This is a genomic window from Citrobacter sp. EC_71 (assembly GCF_019584005.1).
Taxonomy (GTDB): domain Bacteria; phylum Pseudomonadota; class Gammaproteobacteria; order Enterobacterales; family Enterobacteriaceae; genus Citrobacter; species Citrobacter werkmanii.
In genome coordinates this window covers 111,725-135,523 of sequence record NZ_VDAY01000010.1, presented here as the reverse complement: position 1 = coordinate 135,523, position 23,799 = coordinate 111,725, and the positions used below count along the sequence as shown (strand labels likewise).

Below are 23,799 nucleotides of genomic sequence, written 5' to 3'. Positions count from 1 at the left end.
CTGCATTGTAAATGGTTCTTTGTAACTTTGCGTTGTAAAGGTTACATCGTGAAAAATCTGCATCACAAACCTGAAAAGAAATCCGTTGAAATTCAGCAGACCTTTGTTCTCCAAAGCCTTGTGTGCCGCGAAGGTAATCGTTTGCGTAAAATCCTTTGTCAAGACCTGTTATCGAAGAATGATTCGGTTATACTGTTGGCCGAAGTCCTAGGGACTGCCTTTTTAGGCCGAAATTCTATTGTTAGCTGAGTCAGGAGATGCGGATGTTAAAGCGTGAAATGAACATTGCCGATTATGATGCCGAACTGTGGCAGGCTATGGAGCAGGAAAAAGTACGTCAGGAAGAGCACATCGAACTGATCGCCTCCGAAAACTATACCAGCCCGCGTGTAATGCAGGCGCAGGGTTCTCAGCTGACCAACAAATACGCTGAAGGGTATCCGGGCAAGCGCTACTACGGCGGTTGCGAATACGTTGATATCGTTGAGCAACTGGCTATCGATCGCGCGAAAGAGCTGTTTGGCGCTGACTACGCTAACGTCCAGCCGCACTCTGGCTCTCAGGCTAACTTCGCTGTCTACACCGCGCTGCTGCAGCCGGGCGATACCGTGCTGGGTATGAACCTGGCGCAGGGCGGCCACCTGACTCATGGCTCCCCGGTTAACTTTTCCGGCAAACTGTACAACATCATTCCTTACGGCATTGATGAGTCCGGTAAAATTGACTACGAAGACATGGCGAAGCAGGCCAAAGAGCACAAGCCGAAAATGATCATCGGTGGCTTCTCTGCCTACTCCGGCGTGGTTGACTGGGCAAAAATGCGTGAAATCGCTGACAGCATCGGCGCATACCTGTTCGTCGACATGGCGCACGTTGCCGGTCTGATTGCCGCTGGCGTTTACCCGAACCCGGTTCCGCACGCTCACGTTGTGACCACCACCACCCACAAAACCCTGGCGGGTCCGCGCGGTGGCCTGATCCTGGCAAAAGGCGGTGACGAAGAGCTGTACAAAAAACTGAACTCCGCTGTGTTCCCAAGCGCGCAGGGTGGCCCGCTGATGCACGTGATCGCGGCGAAAGCTGTGGCGCTGAAAGAAGCGATGGAGCCAGAGTTCAAAGTCTACCAGCAGCAGGTTGCGAAAAACGCCAAAGCGATGGTGGAAGTGTTCCTGAACCGCGGCTACAAAGTGGTTTCCGGCGGGACTGAAAACCACCTGTTCCTGCTGGATCTGGTTGATAAAAACCTGACCGGTAAAGAAGCTGACGCCGCACTGGGTCGTGCTAACATCACCGTCAACAAAAACAGCGTACCGAACGATCCGAAGAGCCCGTTTGTGACTTCCGGTATCCGTATCGGTTCCCCGGCTGTCACTCGCCGTGGCTTTAAAGAAGCGGAAGTGAAAGAGCTGGCTGGCTGGATGTGTGATGTTCTGGACAATATCAATGATGAAGCGGTAATTGAGCGCATCAAAGGTAAAGTGCTGGATATCTGCGCACGCTTCCCGGTTTACGCGTAAATAATACAGATTGCCGGATGGCGGTGTAAACACCTTATCCGGCCTACAGGTCACTCACGTGTAGGCCGAATAAACGAAGTACCATCCGGTAGTTATATTGACTTAAGCAAGATTGTTTCATCGATTAAAGCCGCCACTGGCGGCTTTTTCTTTGCCTGAATCCATTTTCTCAATAAACGTATTTCTCGGCCCTGATTCAACGTTACTGTCCCAACAATCACGCCATCCTGTAGGTTAAACCATATTGCTTTCTGCGCATCAGGATCGCCGCGTAGGAGCCAGTTCTCACCCTGCATTTCGCCGACAAACTGTAGATTATCACGGTACTGATCGGTCCAGAACCAGCCCGGCGTTGCTGCTGGCTGCGGTTGATTGAGCATCGCGGCGGCGGCAACCTGTGCCTGAAAATTGGCGTTTTCCCAGCTTTCCACGCGTACTAACGAACCGTCAGCCTGGCGCGTTATCGCTACGTCACCGGCGGCGAAAATCGCGGGATCGGAGGTGGTGCAGGCGGCATCAACGATAATGCCGTTCGCCGTCTCCAGCCCCGCTTCGCGGGCCAGCATATCGTTCGCCACAATACCAATGCCATAGATCACCGCATCAGCGGTGAGAGTTTCGCCGTTTTGCAGCGTGAGCGAGATACACTCTCCCGCTTCGGCATGCTCAATAGCGCTGTTAAGCAGTACCCGCACGCCCGCAAGTTGGTGGCGGGCTAGCAGGTAGTCGCGCACCGGAGCAGGCGCGTTGCGGCCCATAACCGTTGGCGCCAGCTCCACCACCGTCACCTGACAGCCGCGTTGAGTCGCGCTGGCCGCCAGTTCCAGACCAATGGTGCCCGCACCGACAATGACAATCGACTTGCCCGGCAATAAATTGTCGCGCAGGCGCTCGGCATCTCCCGCGTGGCGCAGGGTGAAGCAACGATCGCCCAGCTTATCCAGTTGCGGAAGGGGGCGTGCCGCAGCGCCCGTCGCAATCAGTAGCCGATCCCATGGATAACTCTGCCCATTAGCCAGCACCAGCTGATGCGTTTGGCGGCCGAGCGTCTGCACAGTAACCCCCAGATGCAGCTGTACGTTGTGTTCCCGCCACCAGTCAGCGGGGAGTATCGGCTGAAGTTGCGGATTGTCGTCCAGTAGCATCGCTTTGGAGAGCGGTGGGCGTTCATAGGGCAGATGCTGCTCATCGGAAAACAGGTGTAATTCGCCGTCAAAACCTTGTTGGCGCAGTGCAGCGGTAGCCATAGCCGCCGCCTGACCGCCGCCGACGATAGCGATAATTTTTTGGATCATAACGCCTCCTCAGAGATCCAGTCCGGCGGCAACGTGACGAATACCGCGAATACCCAGACCGGCGTCGGCATTGATCATTACGCCACTTAATGTGCGGTTGTTGCGTTTTGACGCCAGCATCACATACGGGCCGGTAAAATCCGCAGGCTCAGGGAAAAACTGTAGCGGCAAAATAGCGGCGATTTTTTCCGGCGTCAGCGACTGCATAATCGATGTATCGTTTTGTCCCAGCGCCTGCGGGCCGCGTAGATCTGTCGCCATACCGCATGGACCGACACCGTTAACACGTACCTTTGGTGCCAGCTCGTAGGCCAGCTGGCGAATCAGCCCGGTAGCCGCATGTTTGCTGGCGGTATACAGAGGGCCACCGCCGCCGGGATACCATGACGCATTGGACAGGGTAAAGATGATGCTGCCTTCGCTGGCGATAAGCGCAGCGGCACAGGCTTTCGCCCCCAGCAGATAACCCAGTACGTTGACGTTAAATAGCTCATGAAAGCCGCTCTCCAGCGCATCCGCAGGCGTATTGACCAGCGAGGCATTGTGATCCCATATCCCCGCATTACCGATAAAACAGTCCAGCGTACCGTAATGCATCAGGATTTGATCCACCGCGCGCTGATAGTCGGCGTAGCAGGTGACGTTGCCTTCGATTGCCAGTACATGTTCGCCAAAGCGCTGACGCAGGCTGGCAACTTTAGCTGGCGACAGTTCCAGCGTGGCGACCCGCGCACCTTCTTCGATGAAACGCTCGACCAGCGCCAGGCCAAGGCCGGAGCCACCGCCGGTGATAAAGACCACGTTATCGCGTAAATCGCTCATCTTGCGTCCTCTGGAATATCAACAAACACATCGCTACCGTCCACATATACTGCGTAAGTGGTTAGCGGATCGGTGGCGGGCAGGCACAACGCCTTGCCGGTTTTCAGGCAGAAGCTGGCGGCATGCAGCGGGCATTCCACCGTAGCGTCGTCTTCCAGATAGCCTTCCGACATCGAGGCGTTACCGTGGCTACAGCGATCGTTAATGGCATAGAACTCGCCGCCAACGTTGAACAGCGCGATGACGGGCGAGGTATCAAGCCGGAGCGCTTCACCCTCCGGCAAATCCCCTACAGGGCAGGCATAAACACGACTCATCAGAACAGTACACTCAGGTTATGGGAGGTGATCACCGCTTGATCCAGCACGATCTCACGCTCCAGTAAGCGCCATTCGTCGCCCGGCAGACGACGGACTTTATCCATGCGCGTGCCGACGTAGAACGTCTCGTCACGCTCTTTTTGTGCGCGGTACAGCAGATAGTTCAGGCGCACGGCGAATACGTCCGGCTGGTCGGTTTCGCTCACCTGCAGGTTGCTGATCATGTGGCGGGTGCGAGAAGGCGGCTCCTCCGCCCACGCCATGCCGGTTTCCAGCCGCGCGATGCGGCGCTCAAGCTGGTCTTTGTTGTCGTTGAAAATCCAGGTGGTCGGCGGCTGTACGCCTTTACGGCGGTCGCGCGTCTGGGCATTCACCGTGGTCCGCATGGTGTAGCGAATGCCTTCATCCAGTTGCGCCAGCCAGTCGCGAAACTGCCAGTCGTCCAGCAGACGCGCTTCTTCATACAGGAACTGGCTGATGCGGTGATGCAGCTCAGGGGAGACTAACGCGCTCATTTCATCACCTCCTGCTGGTAAGCGGCGGTTTTCTCGTGCACTTCCTGCCAGCTTTCGCTGCTGAGTAAATCGGCCCAACGCTGATACATACCGCGCGCGGCGGTTTCCGAAAAGATGTAGTTGGTGATCCCCGGAATGCCGTCTTCACGACGTTTCTCCTGGCCAAGTCCCATTTCAAGACACAACCTGGTGTTGCGCGCGCGATGACCCTTCAGCAGTTTTTGAATCTCACACCAGTTTTCCGAGTCGTCCTGCTCAAGGAACCCCGCCGGGCCGAAGGCGCGGGTGGCGCTGTTTTCAAAAGCGGCTTTGACATCATCAGAGGCGGCTTTATCGGCGATGCAGAACGCCCATACTTCGACTTTGTCCGGTCCGCGCGGATGCCAGACGCGCAGCGTGGCGGTGCCGTTCAGCCAGGAGAGCGTGGGGAAAATGTTATTGTGACCGGCGAGACGCAGCGCGCGTACCTTGCCCAGACGCTGCTCGGCCTCTTCATAAGTATCGCGATAGTAGCTGGAGACTTCGCCATCGACCCAGACGTTGGCGTCCGGTTTCTCGGTAAAGAAGAAGCCGCTGCCGTGCCCGTCCTGGCCGAACTGCAGCGCGTCTTTGGCGGTTTCCCAGACCGGGCGAGCGGTTTGACCGTCTCCGAGGCGTTTGTCGCTGCCGTCATCCTTCGCGCCCAGTACCTGCACGGCGGAAGCGTGGCTGAACAGCGCGTGATACTGGTCGCTGGCGAACTGTTCAGCGGGGAATTTCCAGTTACAGTCGATGGTCCATTTCTGCACGCCGCCGACGATTTCGGTGCCGCCTTCACGGCGATCCAGCACGCCGTCGAGATACCAGGCGATGTCGCCGAGATAATCGCGCAGATTCGGCGCGGTGGTATCCCAGTTACCGAAAATCAGCCCTTTGTAGCTCTCGACGCACGGCACTTCGTTCAGCCCCCAGTGGGATTTGCACAACCCTTGTGGGTAGGCGCGCGGCTCCAGCGGCACGTCGATCAGTTCGCCGTTAATGCCGTACGACCAGCCGTGATACGGGCAGGTAAACGCGCGGGTGTTACCGCAGTCGGCGTAACTCACGCGCATCGCGCGGTGGCGGCACTGGTTGAGAAACGCTTTGATGCTGCCGTCCTTCTGGCGCACCACCACCACGGCGTCTTCGCCCATATAGGTGTTAAAGAAATCGCCCGGTTTGGGGATTTGGCTTTCGTGGGCCAGAAACAGCCAGCAGCGTCCGAAGATGCGTTCCAGCTCCAGTTGGTAAATGTCAGGGTCGGTATAAATACGTGGGGTTACGCGACCGTGTTGGGTATCAATCAGTTGGTAGATGTCTAAATTTGAGGGTGTGGTCATATTTTTTAATCCTGAAAGCTAAGATGTATTGACCTTCTTTTTTTGTGCCCTAAGGATGTTGCTGGTTAGTTATCAATCTGTGAAATAGTAAATTTCTACCAGCTGAGACGTTTTTTCGATAACAAGGAGAGGGACATGGAACTGAGGCACTTACGCTATTTTGTAGCGGTGGCGCAGGCGCTGAATTTCACCCGGGCGGCAGAAAAACTGCATACCTCTCAGCCCTCGTTAAGCAGTCAGATCCGCGATCTGGAGGCCTGCGTGGGGGTTCCCTTGCTGGTGCGGGACAAGCGCAAAGTTGCTTTAACGGCAGCAGGTGAATGTTTTTTACAGGATGCGTTGGTGATCCTCGAACAGGCGGAAAATGCCAAAGTTCGCGCCCGTAAAACGGGGCAGGAAGATAACCATTTCGCTATCGGCTTTGTCCCTTCCGCAGAGGTAAATCTGTTGCCCAAGGTGCTGCCTTTGTTTCGTTTAAAACAACCGGATACGCACATTGAACTGGTCAGTCTAATCACCACCGAGCAGGAGGAGAAGATCCTGCGCGGAGAGCTGGACGTTGGCTTAATGCGTCATCCGGTTTACAGCCCAGAGCTGGATTATCTGGAGCTGATTCATGAGCCGCTGGTGGTGGTGTTACCGGTGAATCATCCGCTGGCTAATGAGAAAGCGATATCGGCACAGCAACTGCACGGCGTCAATTTTGTCGGCACCGATCCCGCTTATTCCGGCGCGTTAGCAATAATTGTAAAAAACTGGTTTCAGCAGCAAAAAAGCCAGCCCAATATCGTGCAGGTGGCGACCAATATTCTGGTGACCATGAACCTGGTTGGCATGGGGTTGGGGGTGACTTTGATACCCGGTTATATGAATAATTTTAATACCGGACAGGTGGTTTTTCGCCCCATTATTGGTGATGTCCCAACCATCGCGTTGCTGATGGCGTGGAAAAAGGGGGCACTAAAACCGGCACTGACCGACTTTATCGCCACGGTGCATGAACGTTTAGCCGTGAGCGTTGTGGATTAACGACTACAGCTCGCTAAGTTGTGATTCTACATACAGATAGCCAATTCCCATGAGTTGCTGAGCGCGATTCAGTTTACCGAAACCGATCTGCGTTGCCCTGGCTCGCGGGTTATCGCCGTGATCGAACGGATTAAATCCGGTTTGTTGTACCAGTGTATTGAGCCAGCTCTCGCCAAATGCGCAGCTCCGCCCATATAACCATATTTGGTTAATATTCAGTATATTCAAAAAGTTATAAAGACTCAGGCCAATAGCGCTGGCGGCATGTTCAGCCCACGCCTGAATGCGGACGTCTCCGTGCCTCCAGGCATCAATAAGCTGGTCGGTGGTCAACGTTTCCGGATCATATAGGGAAGCCGGTTGCGATTTCATCCACACGCGAGCCTGCTTTTTCAGTGCACTTAATGACGCTACCGTTTCCAGACACCCATAACGACCGCAGTCACAGGCAACGCCGTCCGGATGAATTATTGTATGGCCAATCTGACCGCTGCCATACAAACTGCCCCGCCAGATGTTATCGTTAATGACAAACGATGAGCCAATGCCGTAATCAACGTTAATCACACAAAAATCACCTTTAGCCGCCGGATTTTGCCACTTTTCCGCCAGCGCCAGCATCACGCAGTCATTGTCCAGTCGGACCTGCACACCAAGCATCTCCTCGAGCAGATATTTTATTTCCACTGGTGTTTTCCACGGAGCCTGAGGCATGGTTTTTGATGCGCCGGTAATCGGATCAACCTGGCCGTGCACGCCTAGCGCCAGATTAATCGTAACCTCTGGAAATTGCCGATGGTATTCCCGCCAGTGTGCCGCCAATGCTGTCAGCAGCGCTTTTGGCGTATCAGGATTAATGACCTCATGGTGCCAGTCACCGACGGCCACCAGACGCGCGTCCGCCAGTTGGCTGGTGATGCTGGTGGGGGTGACGTTGATGCAGAGCGTCCAGGCGCCTGTTTCTGGCAAATGATAGCTGCCGCTACTCAAACCGCGCTGGCTTAAGGTTTCTCTCGAATGGCTGATTCTCCCTTCATCCATCAGCTCTTCAAGAATATTGCTGACCGCCGGGATTGACAGGCTGGTGAGCTGCGCCAACTGCGACTTGCTAAGCTGTTTTTCCCGCCATAGATGCGACAAAAAGATCTGTTTATTTGCCTGACGTACCCTGGCGTTATTGAATCCCGAACGCTGCATACACTTAACTCTCTTTACTATATTGCGTGAGCATTGTGCATTTTAACGCCACTTAACTGCTGCAGAATAGCCTCAGGTTAGATTTTTACTTTTGTTTATTGAGTGGAGAGCGGCATGTACGGTTCAGTTAAAGTCTGGCAGGAAACGATCACCCTCCCAACGTGGACGGTGGGTGAAGAAGACGCTAACCCGATGTTTCTGGAGAAAAGGGTGTATCAGGGATCCTCCGGTGCGGTTTATCCCTACGGCGTGATTGATACCCTGACCGGCAAGCGTGAAATGCGCGACTATCAGGCTGTGTGGATGGAGAATGACTTCATTCGCATCATGCTGCTGCCGGAATTAGGCGGACGCATCCATCGTGCGTATGACAAAGTGCAGCAGCGTGATTTCGTCTACTACAACGAAGTAGTGAAACCTGCGTTGGTTGGCCTGCTTGGGCCATGGATCTCTGGCGGCATTGAGTTCAACTGGCCGCAGCATCATCGTCCAACCACCTTTATGCCGGTTGATTTTACGCAGCAGCAGGGCGAGCAGGGCGAATATACCGTGTGGATGGGGGAGGTTGAACCCATGCGTGGTTTACAGGTGATGACCGGGTTCACACTGTACCCAGATCGCGCGCTGATCGAAATAACCGGGAAGGTGTTTAACGGTAACGCTACCCCGCGCCACTTCCTGTGGTGGGCGAATCCGGCGGTGAAAGGCGGCGACGATCATCAGAGCGTGTTTCCGCCGGATGTAACCGCGGTATTCGACCACGGCAAGCGCGATGTTTCAGCGTTTCCTATCGCTACTGGCACCTACTACAAAGTGGATTACTCGGCGGGTGTGGATATCTCTCGCTACAAAAACGTACCCGTTCCGACCTCTTATATGGCGGAAAAATCGGATTATGACTTTGTCGGTGCCTGGCACCACGGCGAACGCGGTGGATTACTGCACGTGGCGGACCACCATGTTTCGCCGGGGAAAAAACAGTGGACCTGGGGATACGGCGACTTTGGCGTTGCCTGGGATCGTAATCTCACCGATGACAACGGTCCGTATATCGAACTGATGACCGGCGTCTTTACCGATAACCAACCGGATTTTACCTGGCTTGCGCCGTACGAAGAGAAAGTTTTCGTGCAAAACTTCCTGCCCTACAGCGAACTTGGCATGGTGCAAAACGCCAGCACGCAACTGGCGCTTCGGCTGGTGCGTGAGGGAAGCCAGCTTTCAATGGGCGTTTATGCGATAGCGCCGCTACGCGATGTTCAGGTTACGCTTGCGGCACACGGACAGCCGTTCTTTGAGAATACACTCTCCCTTGAGCCGGGGCAGAGCTGGTTAGCCGATGTGTCTGACAATGGTCATGCCCGGGTAACGATGACCGTCACTCGCGCCGATGGCTCCACGCTTTTGCAGTACGAAGAGCACCTGGCGCAAGAGTTACCACTACCCTCGGCGGCCAGCGCGCCAGCTCAGCCAGAAGCGCTTGCTAATACCGATGAACTCTATTTTATTGGTCAGCATCTGGAGCAGTACAACCACGCCAGCCGCTATGCCGAAGACTATTACCGCCGCGCGCTGGAGGTCGACCCGCTGGATTATCGCAATAATGTGGCGCTGGGGACGCTGGCGCTAAACCGCGCGGACTGGGCATTAGCAGCCCATTGTGCGGGCAAGGCGCTGGAACGGGCGCACAAGCTCAATAAGAATCCACGTGATGGCGAGGCGAGTATGCTGCTGGCTGCCGCGCAGGAACGCCAGGGCGACGATGACAGCGCCTGGGATAATTATTATAAGGCGAGCTGGAGCGGCAACTGCCGGGACGCGGCTTTCTGGTCGTTAGCGCGCCTGGCGATGAAACGTCAGGACTATGCCGGCGCGTTGGAAAAGGTCGAGCAGAGCCTGCGCTTTAACGGCAGTAATAACCTGGCGATGGGACTGAAAGCGCTGGCGCTGGCTAAGCTTGATCGCAATGCACAAGCGCTGGAATACATTCGCCAACAGCTGGTTGATTATCCGCTGAGTTACACCCTGCACTATGCGCGCTGGGCTATTTGCCAGGATGAAGCGACTGCACAGGCGCTTATCTCGATTACCGGGCGGCGCGGTACCAACGCGTGTGAACTGGCAGGCTGGCTGAACGCACTGGGGCAAAAAGATGCTGCCCGTGGCGTGCTGGAACTGCTCGACAGCCAGGAAACGCTACCGATGCTGTGGCGCGCTTCGTTAAGCGATAATCCGCAACCTTTCATCGAACGAGCGCGTAAGTGTCTGCAAAATCGCGTCCGTTTTCCCAATACGCTGGATGAAGTACAGATGCTGCAAACCCTCGAGCAGAGCGCTTTTGCCCGCTATTTGCTCGGCTGTTTCTGGTACAGCAAACGCTGCTATGACGAGGCGGTCTCCTGCTGGCAATTTACCCTTGCGCAGGAGCCGGATTTTGCCCCAGTGCATCGCTTATTGGGGATCTATGCCTGGAACAAACAGCACGATGCACAGCAGGCGATACAGTATCTGTCGCAGGCCGTTGCTCTGGAGCCGCAAAATGCCCGTTTCCTGTTCGAACTCGACTATCTCAAAAAGCTGATGGCGCAACCGGCTGAACAGCGATTGCAGCGACTGGAAGCCAGCAAAGATATTGTCTTCCATCGTGACGATCTGACGGTGGAACTGCTTAGTCTGTGGAATGGATTGGGGCGCTACGACGAGGCCGCGGCAATCTTACGTGAGCGTGTATTTCATCCGTGGGAGGGGGGAGAAGGCAAAGCCACCGGGCAATATCTGCTGAATCAGATGCATCGCGCACTGGAGGCTGTTCAGGCGGGCGACCCGCAAACCGCCATCACGCAACTGCAACAGGCGCTGCACTACCCGCAAAACCTTGGGGAGGGGCGTCTGCCTGGGCAAACGGATAATGACATCTGGTATTTGCTGGGTTATTGCGCCCAGCAGCAGGGGCATTTCGAGGAATCCCAGCGTTACTTCTCCCATGCCACACGTGGCGGTAGCTCACTGGATGCCGGACGTTACTACAACGACCAGCCGGTGGACTATCTCTTCTGGCAGGGGATGGCGCAGAGAAAACTTGGCGATGATGCAGAGGCGGACGCTCTGTTCAACAGCTTCCTGCAATGGGTTGAGTCGCATCGCGACAACATCCCGGATGTCGATTTCTTTGCCGTATCGCTGCCCGATCTGGTGGTACTGGATACCTCAGCACAAGCAAAACACCAGCAACACTGCCTGTTTATCAATGCGCTTGGGCATCTGGGGCTGGGAAATAGTTCTGCTTGCCAGCGCGATCTTGATGAGCTTCTGCAACTCAATCCGGCGCATGACAAGGCGTTACTGCTGCGTCACGCCATTAACGTAAGGCTGTTCCAGTAATACCCGAAACGGGTGGGGGCAACCTCACCCGAAACCTTCTGTCCCCTGCGTTTCCCTGAAAGAGGAATCATAATGAATAACGCGCAGACACATTTAAAGATTGGTTACGTCTGGACTATCTGCCTGGTTGCCGCCTGCGGTGGTTTACTCTTTGGCTATGACTGGGTGGTAATCGGCGGGGCAAAGCCCTTCTATGAAGCTTATTTCTCGATTACCGATCCGGCGCAATCTGGCTGGGCGATGAGCTCGGCGCTGGTTGGTTGTATCTTTGGTGCGCTGATTTCCGGCTGGTGCGCCGATAAATTTGGCCGAAAGATGCCGCTGATTCTCTCGGCGATCCTATTTAGCGCTTCAGCCTGGGGGACCGCAGTTGCCAGCAATTTTGACATGTTTGTTGTCTATCGCATCGTTGGCGGCGTGGGGATTGGTCTGGCATCCGCGCTAAGCCCGCTGTATATCGCTGAGGTCAGCCCGGCGGAAAAGCGTGGTCGCTTTGTTGCCGTTAACCAGCTCACCATCGTGATTGGCGTTCTGGCGGCGCAGCTTATCAACCTGATGATTGCCGAACCTGTCGCCACAGGCGCTACGCAGCAGGCGATTGTGGAAAGCTGGAACGGTCAGACGGGCTGGCGCTGGATGTTTGGCGCTGAATTAGTGCCCGCGGTAATATTCCTGGTGCTGATGTTCTTTGTCCCTGAATCGCCGCGCTGGTTGGTGAAGGCAGGAAAAGCCGAACGTGCGCGCACCATGCTGCAGCGCATTGGTTCGGCGGAATATGCCGGGCAAACGCTGAAAGAGATTGAACATACGCTACAAAAAGATAACCACAAGGTCGCGTGGTCATCACTGTTACAACCGCAGATCAAACCGATAGTGATTATTGGCATGGTGCTGGCAGTGTTCCAGCAGTGGTGTGGGATCAACGTTATTTTCAACTATGCGCAGGAGATATTTGCTTCCGCCGGATTCGACATCAACGGCACGTTAAAATCGATCGTTGCGACCGGGATCATCAATCTGGTCTTTACCCTTGCCGCTCTGCCGCTGGTGGACAAAATTGGGCGTCGTAAACTGATGCTGTTTGGTGCATCAGGGCTGACGGTTATCTACGTACTCATTGCCGGGGCATACGGGTTGGGTATTCTGGGCTGGCCGGTTTTGGTTCTGGTGCTGGCGGCGATTGCCATTTACGCCCTGACGCTGGCCCCGGTAACCTGGGTGCTGCTGTCCGAAATTTTCCCCAACCGTGTTCGCGGGTTAGCGATGTCGCTCGGCACGCTGGCGTTGTGGATTGCCTGCTTCCTGCTGACCTATACCTTCCCACTGCTGAATGCGAGTCTGGGCGCATCGGGAAGTTTCCTGCTCTATGGTGTGATTTGTGCGCTGGGCTTTATCTATGTTCTGCGTAATGTGCCGGAAACCAAAGGCGTGACGCTGGAAGCGCTGGAAGAACGGCTGGCGGCACAGCATACGAAAGTTGGCGCATCAAGCCAGCAACGAAGCGCCCGCTAATGAACCCTCTGCTGATGTTACAAAACGCACATCTACGGATGTGCGTAGATCCGCAGGGCGGTTCGCTATTGAGTCTGGTTTCGTTACAACATCAACAGGCAATATTACGTGAAGGTCATGGTCAGCAGCTCGGTGATTGCGGCCTGTTCCCGATGTTACCGGTGGCAAATAGGGTGGCGGGCAATCGTTTTATGTTACGTGGGGAAGAGGTTGTGCTACCGCACCATGAGGCGGATGCACACTTCTTCCTGCATGGTGACGGCTGGCTGCAGCGCTGGCAGGTTATCACCGCTACGCAAAGTGGTTGTTTGCTACAGTTGCGCAGTTGGCATCCCTGTGGTTACGACTATACGGCGCAGCTTTGCTACCAACTGGAAGCGTCAAGCCTGCATGCTTCATTGACGCTCACCCATTGTGGGGAACGACCGATGATCTATGGCTGCGGGTTCCATCCGTTTTTCGCCTTTGATACGCACAGTACGGCCCAGTTCACCGCCAGCGGCTACTGGCCGGAGGGGGAACAGCATCTGCCACTGGACTGGCAAAGTAATATTCCACCCGCAGCAGATTTCATGCATGCGCAATACGGTGAAGATGCCTGGTTGAATGTGGGTTATTCTGGCTGGAGCGGGCGGGCCGTTATTCAGCGTGATGTGATGAAAGTCACGATTTTAGCGCAAACTCCGTGGTTGATGCTGTTCAGAATGTCGGGTGAACCATTCCTGTGCCTGGAGCCGCAGACGCATCCGGTGAATGCCCACCACATGCAGGGGCAGCCGGGATTGCAGGTTTTAGCGCAGGAAGAACGCTGTCATTTTGCGATGCAAATTTGCATCGAATAGGGCGAAAATCATGTTATCTGCCTGTTAATGGTCTCTTGCGCCAGCCAGAGTTTATCGCCAGACTACCGTCTCCAAACGGGAGGGATTCATGGCTTTGCATTCCACGCGCTGGCTGGCGCTCGGTTATTTCACCTATTTCTTTAGCTACGGTATTTTTCTGCCTTTCTGGAGCGTCTGGCTCGAAGGGCTGGGGCTGACGCCGGAAACCATTGGTTTACTGTTGGGCGCGGGGCTGATTGCCCGTTTTCTCGGTAGCTTGCTGATTGCGCCGCGCGTGAGCGATCCCTCTCGTCTGATTACCGCTTTACGTATTCTGGCTCTGTTGACGTTGGTGTTTGCGCTGGCTTTCTGGGCGGGGACCAACGTGGCGTGGCTGATGGTGGTGATGGTCGGATTTAACCTGTTTTTCTCACCGTTGGTGCCGCTGACCGACGCGCTGGCTAACACCTGGCAAAAACAGATAACCATGGATTATGGGCGGGTTCGACTGTGGGGATCCGTGGCCTTTGTGATTGGCTCTGCGCTGACCGGTAAGCTGGTGAGCCTGTTTGACTATCGGGTGATCCTTATTCTGCTGTCGCTTGGCGTCGCCTCGATGCTGCTGGGCATGATGATTCGCCCGAGCGTGCAGCCAGCAGGTGAAACCCGTCAGCAGGAGAGTGCGGGATGGCCCGCCTGGCGCGCGTTAATAACGCAAAGCTGGCGTTTTCTTGCCTGCGTGAGTCTGCTGCAGGGCGCGCATGCCGCCTATTATGGTTTTAGCGCCATTTACTGGCAATCCGCCGGTTATTCCGCCTCGGCGGTGGGCTATTTATGGTCATTGGGCGTGGTGGCGGAAGTGATCATCTTCGCGCTGAGTCACAAGTTGTTCCGCCGCTTTAGCGCCCGCGATCTGCTGTTGCTTTCCGCCGTTTGCGGCGTGGCGCGTTGGGGGCTGATGGGCTGGAGCACCGAGCTGCCGTGGTTGATTGTGGTGCAGATCCTGCACTGCGGTACCTTCACCGTCTGTCACCTGGCGGCAATGCGCTATATCGCGGCGCGACAGGGCAGCGAAGTGATTCGTTTGCAGGCGGTCTATTCCGCGGTGGCGATGGGCGGCAGTATCGCCATCATGACCGTTTTCGCCGGCTACCTGTACCAGAACCTGGGCAGCGGCGTATTCTGGGTGATGGCGCTGGTGGCGCTCCCGGCTATCGTGCTGCGCCCGAAAGTGGTGGCGCAGCCTGCGACGTTATGATTCGAGGATTTTGCGGATCTGCTGCTGCTGGTGAGACGTCAGCGCCAGATCCGCATGAATCAACGGCGGTGAAAACAGCGGCAGCGGCGTAGTGTACGGTGTGACGATCAGCGTTACGCCGCGCGGCGCGCCCTCTTTTTGAAAGTCCTGCATTGGCATATGTTTTACGTTGAGCGGCAATAGCGTCAGTTCACGTAGCTGCTGTTCTATATGCGCTTCGAGTTGTTCATTACTGCCGGTCAGCAGGATAATCTGCTTTTCGTGCAAATCCTTCTCCTGCATCAGCCAGGCACCGAAAATCACCGCCACCAATCCGATCTCTTCTTCTGAAAACTGCACATCGTATTCCGCTTCGAATCCGTGTATCGCCTCACGGGTGGTGCGTACCAGCCGGGGATAAAGTCGGCTGAACTCTTCCGGTAGCGTGTTATCAATGCCAATAGCAAACACACTGCGGTTCAGCGCCTGGGCAAGGTGGATATACAACTGGTCGTTCAGCCCTTGTTCATCGCTGAAGCGAACGTTGCCATACTCGCGAAAACGCAGCACCAGCCGCGCGATAGCCAGACGAAGACGGCGATCCTGCTGGTGGTTATCGCGGATGGGGTCGGGGATGCGAATCATTGAGAACAGCAATGCCATAAACAGCGATTCGCCCGGCGGCGCACTTTGCATGACGTGACGTTGCCAGTGGCGGGCGATCTCCTCAGCCAGAGCGTACTCCGCGCAGGATTGCGCCCAGCGCTGCTGGAGTGGATTAAACTCCGGGGTGATCCCCGCGTGATGTTGCAGCAGGCAGTATTGTAAAAACAGCCGCAGGAACTGGATATCACGACACTCAAAGGGCTTTTGCAAGCGTCGGGAGCAGAGGTTAATCAGCGCATGCAGATTGGTGTCATCATACAACGTGCGCGCTATGCCCTGCTGTTTCAGCGCCATTTTCAATGCGGGTGTGAAATGTTGGGCGATAAAGGTCGGGCAGATCCGCAGGCCACGGCGCAGCCAATGCAACAGGCACAGACGCTGGTTCAGCGGGGCGCCTTCGATCGCATAGCCGCCATTCTGGGCGGAAATAATGGCGAGCCGATGATAACGCTGGATTTCAAGCCCCGCGCCAATGATATCCTCCTGAACGGTGGCATCATCGACGCCATTGAGACTGCTGAAGGTCTGCGCGGTAGCTATCTGCCCCGGCAGAAAAAGCGTCAGCAGCACCTGGCAACGGCGTTGGGGAGCGGAAAGTACAGATGGCGGGGCGAGCGTTGACATCATCTGTAGAATCTCCCGTGAGTATGTTTGATAAGAATAGTTAAAGTTTGCGCATAGATTTGAGGAATGGAAAGCTTTACGCCAGGAATGCTGGGGAGCGTCACAGAATTTTTAACGTGCGGAACAGATAGCGGTAGTGGAACGCAGCGCGTTAATCCGCTTTTTCACTGTTTTATCTTTAGTTGGGATATAAAAAATGCCAGAGGGGGGAATGCGGCGGAGGGAGGTATAAACATGCTATCGCAGAGAAAGGTTCCGTTCACCTCATGTTCATCGCTTTTCTGTACACTGAACGCCAGTGAACGTGTTAAGGGTGCTATCGCCGCACCCTTAACAATCCCGGCTCCCGGCGGGAAAATTGCCGCTCCGCGGTTCCCTCCGCTTATTCCTCCAGGCTACCGGGGCGGGCGCGATGTAACGTCCCTGTAAAGCGCGCCCTGAGCCAGCATCCATGCTGGCTCTCCCGGCCTTACGGAAACACGTCGGCAATTTTCAGCCGGACCAGCCACGCCTGACCATCTGTATTTTTATTTGAACATGTTTGAACATGTTTGAACAGCAAAAAGGATATAGCTGAAAGTCAGAGCGTTGAGGTGAACGGAACCCTGAGCCGGAATTACATGTTCTCCATCACGCCTGCCCACGGCTCAGCGTTAATCCCACATCGCCGCCGGGATGCACTGCCAGCAGTGTCTCCTTTGAGTAGCCGCTTTCACTCATCAAACCGGCGCAGGCGGCGTCAAAGATCGCCAGTACCAGCAGAATTGAGGTCGTCGCCAGCATGTTCAGCGGGTCGGCCTCACGCTGGACGCCGGTGGAAATCACCAGCCTCGACGCTTTAGCGATGGCCGAATCAGCGTTTTCCGTCACGCTCAGGATCGGCACATTTCTCGCCGCCAGCCCAGGCAGCAGCCGGGTAAGTTCATCCGAATTGCCCCCGCGTGACAGCATAATAACCAGGTCGTCGGCGCGTAAAAAACCCAGATCGCCGTGCGCCGCATCGGTGGCATTGAGATAAATCGCCGGGCGCTCCACGCAGGCGAGCATATGCGCGACTTTACGCGCCGCAATGCCGGAGGTGCCGACGCCGGTAACGACGATTTTTCCCTGACAACCGCGCAGTTCCGCCATCAGCGACTGCCAGAGCGGTTCAGTCAGATGCTGCCCCAGACCCGCCAGGGCATCGCTATAGAGCTGAAATACGCCGGTGGCCTGAGACCAGGAGTCGCTCATGCGTCCTCCTGCATCAACTGGCGGTATTTCATATGATCCTGATACATCTCGTGGAATACCCGATATTTGCGATCGTAGTACTGCTTAATGCGATTTGTTTGCGGGGTAACCGTTTTACCAATCCGGCTCATCGCCAACATCGCTTCCGGGAAGGTTTCGAAAACGCCCGCGGCGATAGTTCCCATCATGGCGCCACCCAGCAGCATGGCTTCGCTCTCTTCAGGCAGCAGCATCGCGCAGCCGGTGGCGTTGGCATGTTCCTGAACGAAGATTGGGTTTTTCGTCCCGCCGCCGCTGGCCATTATCGTATCGATGGTGTAGCCGCTTTGATTCATCGTTTCAATGATATGGCGGGTTCCCAGCGCAATGGCCTGGATGGTCGCAAGGTACTGTAGCGCCATATCCTCCGGCGTACGTGACAGTTTCAGTCCGGTGATTGCGCCCGTGAGCGTTGGGTTAGCGCGCGGCGAGCGGTTGCCGTGGAAATAGGGCAGGATGTGCATATCGCGGGTTAAAAATGCGATATCTTCCGGCTCACCGGCCATTTTACGCAACAGCGCATTCAGCACTTCGTAAATGGTCTGCCCCTGAGATTTAGCCTGCGCCAGCAGGGTTTCGTAGCAAGGATGCGACTGAATAACGTGGTCGATTAACGCCCCGGTTGCCGACTGTCCACCTTCGTTGAGCCAGTATTCTGGCAGCACGGCTGAGTAGTAAGGACCCCAGACGCCACCGATAAAACGCGGCTCTTTGGAAATCGCCATGTGTCCAGTGGAAGTGCCGCCAATCAGCGCGATACGACGGTCAAAATCCGCCACCTCGCCGGAAACACCGCTTGCCCCGAGCGTGCCGAGGGTACCGGCGTGGGCATCAATGATCGAGACGCTGACAGCGGTCCCCGGAATCAGCCCCATTTCGCTGGCGGCGCGCGCAGATAGCCCGTGACCGAGCGGTTCGCCCATGGTTTTCACGTAGCGACCAATTTTGGCGGCATCATGCTCCAGCAAATCTTCCAGCCCAATCTGGCGGAAATAGCTGGCATCCCATTTGTCTTCATGGCCCATATAGGTCCATTTACACACCGTCGAACACAATGAGCGCGTGTCATCGCCCGTTGCGCGCCAGGTCAGGAAATCGGGCAGGTCAAAGTAGTATCCCGCATTGGCCCAGGTGTTGGGCATATGTTGCTTCAGCCACAGCAGTTTTGGCGTCTGCATTTCCGGGGAGATAATACCGCCAACGTAGTCCAGCACCCGATGATGCAGAGCGTTGATGCGTTCGGCCTGGGTAATGGCGCGGTGATCCATCCACACAATGATGTTCTGTTCGCTGCGCCCGGACGGGCTGATGGTCAGCGGTTTACCTTCTTTGTCCAGCACCACCAGTGAACAGGTCGCGTCAAAGCCCAGACCTTTCACCTGGATAGGGTTGATATCCGACTGGTTAATCGCATCGCGAACCGCGTTACACACTGCCTGCCAGATGTTATCGGAAGACTGCTCAACAAAATCGGCCTGCGGACGGTAAATCTCGATGGCCCGACTGGCCTGGCCGACCATTCTGCCGTTGAGATCAAACACGCCAGCACGGGCGCTTCCGGTTCCGACATCCACACCAATAAAGTAACTTGCCATAATTTTTTCTCCTGAAATCAGGCTTTACGATTCTGTAATGCGATAAAGAGGATCAGCACCGCGCCCCACAGCGCCATCGTCAGATAGCTGCTGACCCCCAGCAAGTTAAGGCCGCTTTCCAGCATTTGCAGCACAATCAGTGCCAGCACCAGGCTGATAATGCGCCCGAAGCCGCCATCCGGGTTGATACCGCCGAGGACGGAGGCAAGGATGGTGACCAGCAGGTAGGACTCACCGTATCCGGCTTTAGCCGAGTTGAATTTCGCCATCATCAAAATGGCGGCGACCCAGCCGAGCAGGGCAGAAATCACGTACACCGAAATTTGTACCCGTACGGTATTCACGCCGCTGTAGCGGGTAGCCTGTTCATTGGAACCAACGAGATACAGGCTGCGCCCAAGCGTGGTGTGTTCCAGCAGCACCCACAGCAGGATTGCCACCAGGAAAAAGAGCAGTAGCGCCACCGGAATACCGGCAATCGTGGCGTTACCAAGGTACTGAATGGCTGTCGGGAAACCGGAAATCACCGTCCCGTTGGAAAGCAGAATATTCAGCCCGGAGATAAGCGTCATCGTGCCGAGCGTGGCGAGAATAGGCGAGACCCCGACCCAGGCAATCAGCGCGCCGTTGAGCGTGCCGATGGCCACCGCCACGGCAGCGCCTGCCAGCAGCGCCAGTACCAGAAACAGCGGGTTATCCGGATGGGTGACGATAATCGCCGCCATCACCAGCGAGCAGGCGTTCGCCCCGGCAATAATCGACAGGTTAATGCCGCCAGTCAGCATGGTCATGCCCATCCCGAGGGCCAGCATGCCGAGGATTGGCAGCTGTGAGCCAATCGACTGGAAGTTAGCGACGCTGAAGAAACGACTGCCGAGCAGGGCTGTGAAAACCAGGGCGACGACCACAATAATCACGCATTGCAGACGAATGATGGCATCACCGGGTAAAAATCTGGCGATTGTTTTCATCTCAAAGCTCCCTTGCCAGTTTGCGTTTTTCGTTCCAGGCCGTGGCGCTAATGCTGACCAGGATAATGGCGCCGCTGAACACGGTATGCCAGTAAGAGGAGACGCTGAGCAGCGTCAGACCATTTTGTAAGAAGGCCAGCAGAACCACACCGAGCAGGGTCCCGGTCAATGTACCGCGCCCGCCGCTCATGCTGGTTCCGCCGAGTACTACCGCTGCCAGCACCGTCAGCTCAAAGCCGAGCAGCGAATTGGGCGCAACTGACTGGGTGATTTGCGCCTGAACCACGGCGGCAACGCCAGCCAGAATACCCATGTAGCCATAGACGTAGAAATGCAGCTTCAGCAGATTCAGCCCCAGGCGCGAGGCCGCGTCGCGGTTGCCGCCCATGGCGTAAACCTGACGGCCAAGACGGGTATAGTTCATCAGCACGGCGGTAAAGATGATCACCGCCGCCAGGCACAGTAGGGGCAGGGTCAAACCGTAGTCGTAGCCATCCGCTGCGGTGAAAGAGAACCAGTTAATGCCGTTCATAAACCAGTCCGGGAAGCCATACAGCCAGGTGCCTTTGGTGGCGTAAACCAGCAGGCCGTAGTAGACGTTCAGCGTGGCGATAGTAATGATGATTGCCGGAACGCGCAGCCAGTAGACCAGGAAGCCATTAATCAGCCCAAGCAGCAGACCCACCGCAATGGCGATAATTAACGCCAGCGCGAAGTTGCCGCCGTGGCCGATAACCCAACTGGCCATTGCATACTGGGCTATCGCGGTCATCGCCGGAAATGAGATGTCGATCCCGCCGGAAATCAGTACCACAAACAGCCCGCAGGCAAGGATGCCGAGAATTGCGTAGCTGGTGGCCACATCCGTCAGGTTCCCCAAAGACAAGAACTCATCGGTGCTGATACTCAGCCCAACGGCCAGGGCTACAACCAGCAGGCCCAGCCAGAACTCATGTTGCCCGATTAAACGGGAGAGATGCATCTTATTCATTGATTACCTCGACCACTTCAGCAATCTCCTCTTCACGGCATTGATGAGGATTAAATTCCGCCACCAGCTTGCCGCGACGCATTACCAGCACGCGGTGGCTGTTGTAATACGCTTCCGGGATTTCATCGCAAATCATCAGCACCGCCATACCCTGTTCCGCCAAATCGCGGGCTATCTGGTAAATGCCCTCTTTGTTGGCGATATCCACGCCGACGGTAGGCGAGTCGAGGATCAGGATGCGGGGATTGGTCGCCACCCATTTGGCAATGGCGATACGCTGGGCATTACCACCGGAAAGGGTTTTGACCGGCAGGTGCGGATCGGACACTTTGATATTTAGTTCGCGGATTAAATCGGCGACCAGCTTTTGCGCTTTACGATGATCGAGCAGGCCGCTACCGGTGTGCAGTTGATCAAACACCGTGACGATGGTGTTGTCGTAGATCGACTGTTCCATGATCAGCCCCTGCGTCAGGCGATCTTCTGAGACATAGCCGATCCCGTGTTTGATGGCGTCATGGTTATTGCGCAGAGTAACCGGCTGGCCGTTAATGCGAATCTCGCCGCTTTCCGGGTGCGTCATGCCAAACAGGCTCAGACAAAGCTCAGTGCGTCCGGCACCCAGCAGTCCGACAATGGAGACAATCTCGCCGCCGTGCAGCGACAGATTAATGTTCTGGTATTTACCTCTGCGGCTGAGGTTGCGCAGCTCGAGCAGAGGCTCTTGCTCAATCGCGGGCCTTTCCGGCAGCGGGCTGTAGTGGAAGCGTTGTCCGGTCATCAGGAAGGCCAGCTCGTGGCTGTCGAGTTCGCTGGCAGGGTATGTGCCCACCAGTTTGCCGTCGCGCATTACGCTGATGCGGTCCGCCACTTCCATTACCTCATCCAGACGATGGCTGACAAACACGACGCAAATTCCGGCCGCTTTCAGTTCATTAACTACCCGCAGCAGGCCATTAACCTCCTGGCGGGTTAGCGAGGCGGTGGGCTCGTCCATAATCACCAGACGCGCGTCGGCGGCAATCGCCCGGCAAATGGCGACCAGCTGTCGATCAGCAATTGAGAGTTTTTCAACTTTTTTATCGGGATCGATATTCACCCCGATACGTTTCATGGCTGCCAGCGCCTGCTGTTTCATGGCGCCACGACGCACCCAGATATCGCCACCTGGCAGATAGCGGTTGACCGCGATATTTTCTGCGACGCTAAAATTGGGGAACAACGACAGGTCCTGATAAATAACCTGAATGCCATAATGGGAAGAGAGCTGCGGCGTCAGGTGATGGAACAGTTTTCCGTCGAGTAAAATTTGCGCGCCTTTTTCCGGGTGATAAACCCCGGAGATCACTTTAATAATGGTACTTTTACCACAGCCGTTTTGACCCGCCAGACAGTGAACTTCGCCTTTTCTTAGCGTCAGATTCACGTTATCCAGCGCCAGCACGCCCGGGAATTGTTTGCTGATATTCTCAAGAGTGATAAATGCGGTGGTGTCTGCCATGGACAATACCCCTGCGCGCGTCCGGGGGGACGCTGAGTGTTAGTTTGGTTGATAGCGCCGACCAGACGGTCGGCGTTAAGGTTCCCTGGTGTTGGCTAAAGCCTTAGAAACCAAGTGATTGTGCGTTGTCTTTGGTGACTTCGAGGATCTTGTTAAAGCGGATCACTTTCTTCTCCGTGTCGATATCGGCTTTCCCTAAACCATCGATACTCAGATCGGCGTTCACTTCTTTGCCCTGCAACAGCTGATCGGCAACTGTTACCAGCGCGTAGCCCGCATCTTTTGGATCCCAGAGCAGCGCTTTTTTGATATCACCGCGCATCAGATAAGGCGCAGCTTGAGCTGGCATGGCGATCCCGACGACGGCGATCTTATCTTTGGCGCGTTTTTTCTGCACAGCCTGACCCGCACCGATTGGACCCAGTGAGCCGAAGCCGATAATGCCCTTCATCTGCGGGTAGGTTTTCATCAGATCCAGCGTTGTGGCGTAGGATTTATCGATGCTTTCCGCGACCGGCAGGCGTGAAGTGACCTCGAACATTTCCGGATATTTTTCTTTCTGGTACTTAATTGCATAATCCGCCCACGCGTTATGCAGTGGGACCGTCAGCGAACCAACATAGATGGCATACCCGCCTTTGCCGCCCATATTTTTCGCTAACTCATCGACGTTGGCCTGGGCGTATTTTTCACTGTCGATGGTTTCGATATCCCACTGGCCAATTTGCTCATCCGGGGATTCGTGCGTCAGCACCACGATGCCTTTATCGCGCGCTTTTTTCAGTACCGGCTCAAGGACCTTGGCATCATTCGGCACCACGATGATCGCATTAACGTTTTTGGCGATCAGATCCTCAATCACTTTCACCTGCTGCGCCGGGTCCGGCGTTGAAGGCCCGGTCTGGTAAGCATTCACATCCAGTTTTTTTGCTGCTTCATTTACGCCGGTTTCCATCCGGTTAAACCATGGGATCCCGGTGACTTTGGCAACCACAGCAATTTCATATTTTTCCGCCGCAAAGGACGTGCCGGACAACATGCATGCAGAAACCAGGGTTGCACTGAGTAATGCGAGTTTGAATTTCATAGTTGTACCTTTCGTAGGGGGCAGGACATGTCACGGCGTGAAGTTAACAATGAATGGAAGAGGGAATGAATTATAAGTTTTATGCATG

19 protein-coding genes are annotated in these 23,799 nt (G+C 55.5%); 6 read left to right on the top strand and 13 right to left on the bottom strand.

Annotated elements, in window-relative coordinates; genetic code table 11:
- Positions 1 to 263: 263 nt before the first annotated feature.
- On the top strand, positions 264 to 1,517 hold the full coding sequence (gene glyA, locus FHD02_RS13145) for a serine hydroxymethyltransferase (RefSeq protein ID WP_032939458.1): 1,254 nt from the start codon (positions 264 to 266) through the stop codon (positions 1,515 to 1,517).
- A 92-nt stretch (positions 1,518 to 1,609) separates the two neighbouring features.
- On the opposite strand, the gene hcaD is transcribed toward glyA, so the two are convergent.
- The 5 genes from hcaD to hcaE are packed head-to-tail and all read right to left on the bottom strand — an operon-like array spanning position 1,610 to position 5,827.
- Entirely contained in the window at positions 1,610 to 2,812 is a 1,203-nt protein-coding gene (gene hcaD, locus FHD02_RS13140) for a phenylpropionate dioxygenase ferredoxin reductase subunit (RefSeq protein WP_220393948.1), read from the bottom strand.
- A 9-nt stretch (positions 2,813 to 2,821) separates the two neighbouring features.
- Entirely contained in the window at positions 2,822 to 3,634 is an 813-nt protein-coding gene (gene hcaB, locus FHD02_RS13135) for a 3-phenylpropionate-dihydrodiol/cinnamic acid-dihydrodiol dehydrogenase (protein WP_079939485.1), read from the bottom strand.
- Positions 3,631 to 3,951 (bottom strand): 3-phenylpropionate/cinnamic acid dioxygenase ferredoxin subunit, encoded by a 321-nt coding sequence (hcaC, locus tag FHD02_RS13130; protein ID WP_003037633.1) that lies wholly within the window; start codon positions 3,949 to 3,951, stop codon positions 3,631 to 3,633. Before hcaC ends, hcaB begins: the two co-directional genes overlap by 4 nt.
- Complete coding sequence (gene hcaF, locus FHD02_RS13125) at positions 3,951 to 4,469, bottom strand: 3-phenylpropionate/cinnamic acid dioxygenase subunit beta (RefSeq protein WP_137371400.1); 519 nt, start codon at positions 4,467 to 4,469, stop codon at positions 3,951 to 3,953. Before hcaF ends, hcaC begins: the two co-directional genes overlap by 1 nt.
- Positions 4,466 to 5,827 (bottom strand): 3-phenylpropionate/cinnamic acid dioxygenase subunit alpha, encoded by a 1,362-nt coding sequence (hcaE, locus tag FHD02_RS13120; RefSeq protein ID WP_137371399.1) that lies wholly within the window; start codon positions 5,825 to 5,827, stop codon positions 4,466 to 4,468. The genes hcaF and hcaE overlap by 4 nt, the downstream gene beginning before the upstream one ends.
- A 135-nt stretch (positions 5,828 to 5,962) precedes the next feature.
- Here hcaE and hcaR point away from each other — a divergent pair, with 135 nt between their 5' ends.
- A complete protein-coding gene (hcaR, locus tag FHD02_RS13115) occupies positions 5,963 to 6,856 on the top strand; it encodes a DNA-binding transcriptional regulator HcaR (RefSeq protein WP_220393947.1) in 894 nt (297 codons plus the stop codon).
- 3 nt (positions 6,857 to 6,859) lie between these two features.
- On the opposite strand, the gene FHD02_RS13110 is transcribed toward hcaR, so the two are convergent.
- A complete protein-coding gene (locus FHD02_RS13110) occupies positions 6,860 to 8,053 on the bottom strand; it encodes an ROK family transcriptional regulator (RefSeq protein WP_220393946.1) in 1,194 nt (397 codons plus the stop codon).
- Positions 8,054 to 8,167: 114 nt separating this feature from the next.
- Between FHD02_RS13110 and FHD02_RS13105 the strand changes: the two genes are divergently transcribed.
- The 4 genes from FHD02_RS13105 to FHD02_RS13090 all read left to right on the top strand — a co-directional run bounded on the left by FHD02_RS13105 (position 8,168) and on the right by FHD02_RS13090 (position 15,025).
- Positions 8,168 to 11,434 (top strand): DUF5107 domain-containing protein, encoded by a 3,267-nt coding sequence (locus FHD02_RS13105; protein WP_220393945.1) that lies wholly within the window; start codon positions 8,168 to 8,170, stop codon positions 11,432 to 11,434.
- A gap of 72 nt (positions 11,435 to 11,506) precedes the next feature.
- Positions 11,507 to 12,946, top strand: coding sequence for a sugar porter family MFS transporter (locus FHD02_RS13100; RefSeq protein WP_220393944.1), 1,440 nt, complete (start codon positions 11,507 to 11,509; stop codon positions 12,944 to 12,946).
- A complete protein-coding gene (locus tag FHD02_RS13095; RefSeq protein ID WP_061382199.1) occupies positions 12,946 to 13,788 on the top strand; it encodes an aldose 1-epimerase in 843 nt (280 codons plus the stop codon). The genes FHD02_RS13100 and FHD02_RS13095 overlap by 1 nt, the downstream gene beginning before the upstream one ends.
- An 88-nt stretch (positions 13,789 to 13,876) precedes the next feature.
- Positions 13,877 to 15,025: a 3-phenylpropionate MFS transporter gene (locus FHD02_RS13090; protein WP_061382198.1), complete on the top strand. Its 1,149-nt coding sequence runs from the start codon at positions 13,877 to 13,879 to the stop codon at positions 15,023 to 15,025.
- Here FHD02_RS13090 and csiE read toward each other — a convergent pair.
- From csiE to FHD02_RS13055, 7 genes are all read right to left on the bottom strand, one after another.
- Complete coding sequence (csiE, locus tag FHD02_RS13085) at positions 15,020 to 16,297, bottom strand: stationary phase inducible protein CsiE (RefSeq protein ID WP_042306717.1); 1,278 nt, start codon at positions 16,295 to 16,297, stop codon at positions 15,020 to 15,022. The genes FHD02_RS13090 and csiE overlap by 6 nt on opposite strands.
- Positions 16,298 to 16,924: 627 nt before the next feature.
- On the bottom strand, positions 16,925 to 17,527 hold the full coding sequence (locus FHD02_RS13080; RefSeq protein ID WP_220393943.1) for an SIS domain-containing protein: 603 nt from the start codon (positions 17,525 to 17,527) through the stop codon (positions 16,925 to 16,927).
- Complete coding sequence (locus tag FHD02_RS13075; RefSeq protein WP_220393942.1) at positions 17,524 to 19,161, bottom strand: FGGY-family carbohydrate kinase; 1,638 nt, start codon at positions 19,159 to 19,161, stop codon at positions 17,524 to 17,526. Before FHD02_RS13075 ends, FHD02_RS13080 begins: the two co-directional genes overlap by 4 nt.
- A gap of 17 nt (positions 19,162 to 19,178) precedes the next feature.
- Entirely contained in the window at positions 19,179 to 20,132 is a 954-nt protein-coding gene (locus FHD02_RS13070) for an ABC transporter permease (protein WP_220393941.1), read from the bottom strand.
- 1 nt (position 20,133) lies between these two features.
- Positions 20,134 to 21,123: an ABC transporter permease gene (locus tag FHD02_RS13065; RefSeq protein WP_008785467.1), complete on the bottom strand. Its 990-nt coding sequence runs from the start codon at positions 21,121 to 21,123 to the stop codon at positions 20,134 to 20,136.
- Positions 21,116 to 22,624, bottom strand: coding sequence for a sugar ABC transporter ATP-binding protein (locus FHD02_RS13060; protein WP_047358245.1), 1,509 nt, complete (start codon positions 22,622 to 22,624; stop codon positions 21,116 to 21,118). The genes FHD02_RS13065 and FHD02_RS13060 overlap by 8 nt, the downstream gene beginning before the upstream one ends.
- Before the next feature lie 103 nt (positions 22,625 to 22,727).
- Positions 22,728 to 23,711, bottom strand: coding sequence for an autoinducer 2 ABC transporter substrate-binding protein (locus FHD02_RS13055; RefSeq protein ID WP_003037665.1), 984 nt, complete (start codon positions 23,709 to 23,711; stop codon positions 22,728 to 22,730).
- Positions 23,712 to 23,799 lie beyond the last annotated feature (88 nt).

Coding starts and splice junctions, on each gene's coding strand:
- glyA (WP_032939458.1), top strand. CDS start 264: ATGTTAAAGCGTGAAATGAACATTGCCGATTATGATGCCGAACTGTGG.
- hcaD (WP_220393948.1), bottom strand. CDS start 2,812: ATGATCCAAAAAATTATCGCTATCGTCGGCGGCGGTCAGGCGGCGGCT.
- hcaB (WP_079939485.1), bottom strand. CDS start 3,634: ATGAGCGATTTACGCGATAACGTGGTCTTTATCACCGGCGGTGGCTCC.
- hcaC (WP_003037633.1), bottom strand. CDS start 3,951: ATGAGTCGTGTTTATGCCTGCCCTGTAGGGGATTTGCCGGAGGGTGAA.
- hcaF (WP_137371400.1), bottom strand. CDS start 4,469: ATGAGCGCGTTAGTCTCCCCTGAGCTGCATCACCGCATCAGCCAGTTC.
- hcaE (WP_137371399.1), bottom strand. CDS start 5,827: ATGACCACACCCTCAAATTTAGACATCTACCAACTGATTGATACCCAA.
- hcaR (WP_220393947.1), top strand. CDS start 5,963: ATGGAACTGAGGCACTTACGCTATTTTGTAGCGGTGGCGCAGGCGCTG.
- FHD02_RS13110 (WP_220393946.1), bottom strand. CDS start 8,053: ATGCAGCGTTCGGGATTCAATAACGCCAGGGTACGTCAGGCAAATAAA.
- FHD02_RS13105 (WP_220393945.1), top strand. CDS start 8,168: ATGTACGGTTCAGTTAAAGTCTGGCAGGAAACGATCACCCTCCCAACG.
- FHD02_RS13100 (WP_220393944.1), top strand. CDS start 11,507: ATGAATAACGCGCAGACACATTTAAAGATTGGTTACGTCTGGACTATC.
- FHD02_RS13095 (WP_061382199.1), top strand. CDS start 12,946: ATGAACCCTCTGCTGATGTTACAAAACGCACATCTACGGATGTGCGTA.
- FHD02_RS13090 (WP_061382198.1), top strand. CDS start 13,877: ATGGCTTTGCATTCCACGCGCTGGCTGGCGCTCGGTTATTTCACCTAT.
- csiE (WP_042306717.1), bottom strand. CDS start 16,297: ATGATGTCAACGCTCGCCCCGCCATCTGTACTTTCCGCTCCCCAACGC.
- FHD02_RS13080 (WP_220393943.1), bottom strand. CDS start 17,527: ATGAGCGACTCCTGGTCTCAGGCCACCGGCGTATTTCAGCTCTATAGC.
- FHD02_RS13075 (WP_220393942.1), bottom strand. CDS start 19,161: ATGGCAAGTTACTTTATTGGTGTGGATGTCGGAACCGGAAGCGCCCGT.
- FHD02_RS13070 (WP_220393941.1), bottom strand. CDS start 20,132: ATGAAAACAATCGCCAGATTTTTACCCGGTGATGCCATCATTCGTCTG.
- FHD02_RS13065 (WP_008785467.1), bottom strand. CDS start 21,123: ATGAATAAGATGCATCTCTCCCGTTTAATCGGGCAACATGAGTTCTGG.
- FHD02_RS13060 (WP_047358245.1), bottom strand. CDS start 22,624: ATGGCAGACACCACCGCATTTATCACTCTTGAGAATATCAGCAAACAA.
- FHD02_RS13055 (WP_003037665.1), bottom strand. CDS start 23,711: ATGAAATTCAAACTCGCATTACTCAGTGCAACCCTGGTTTCTGCATGC.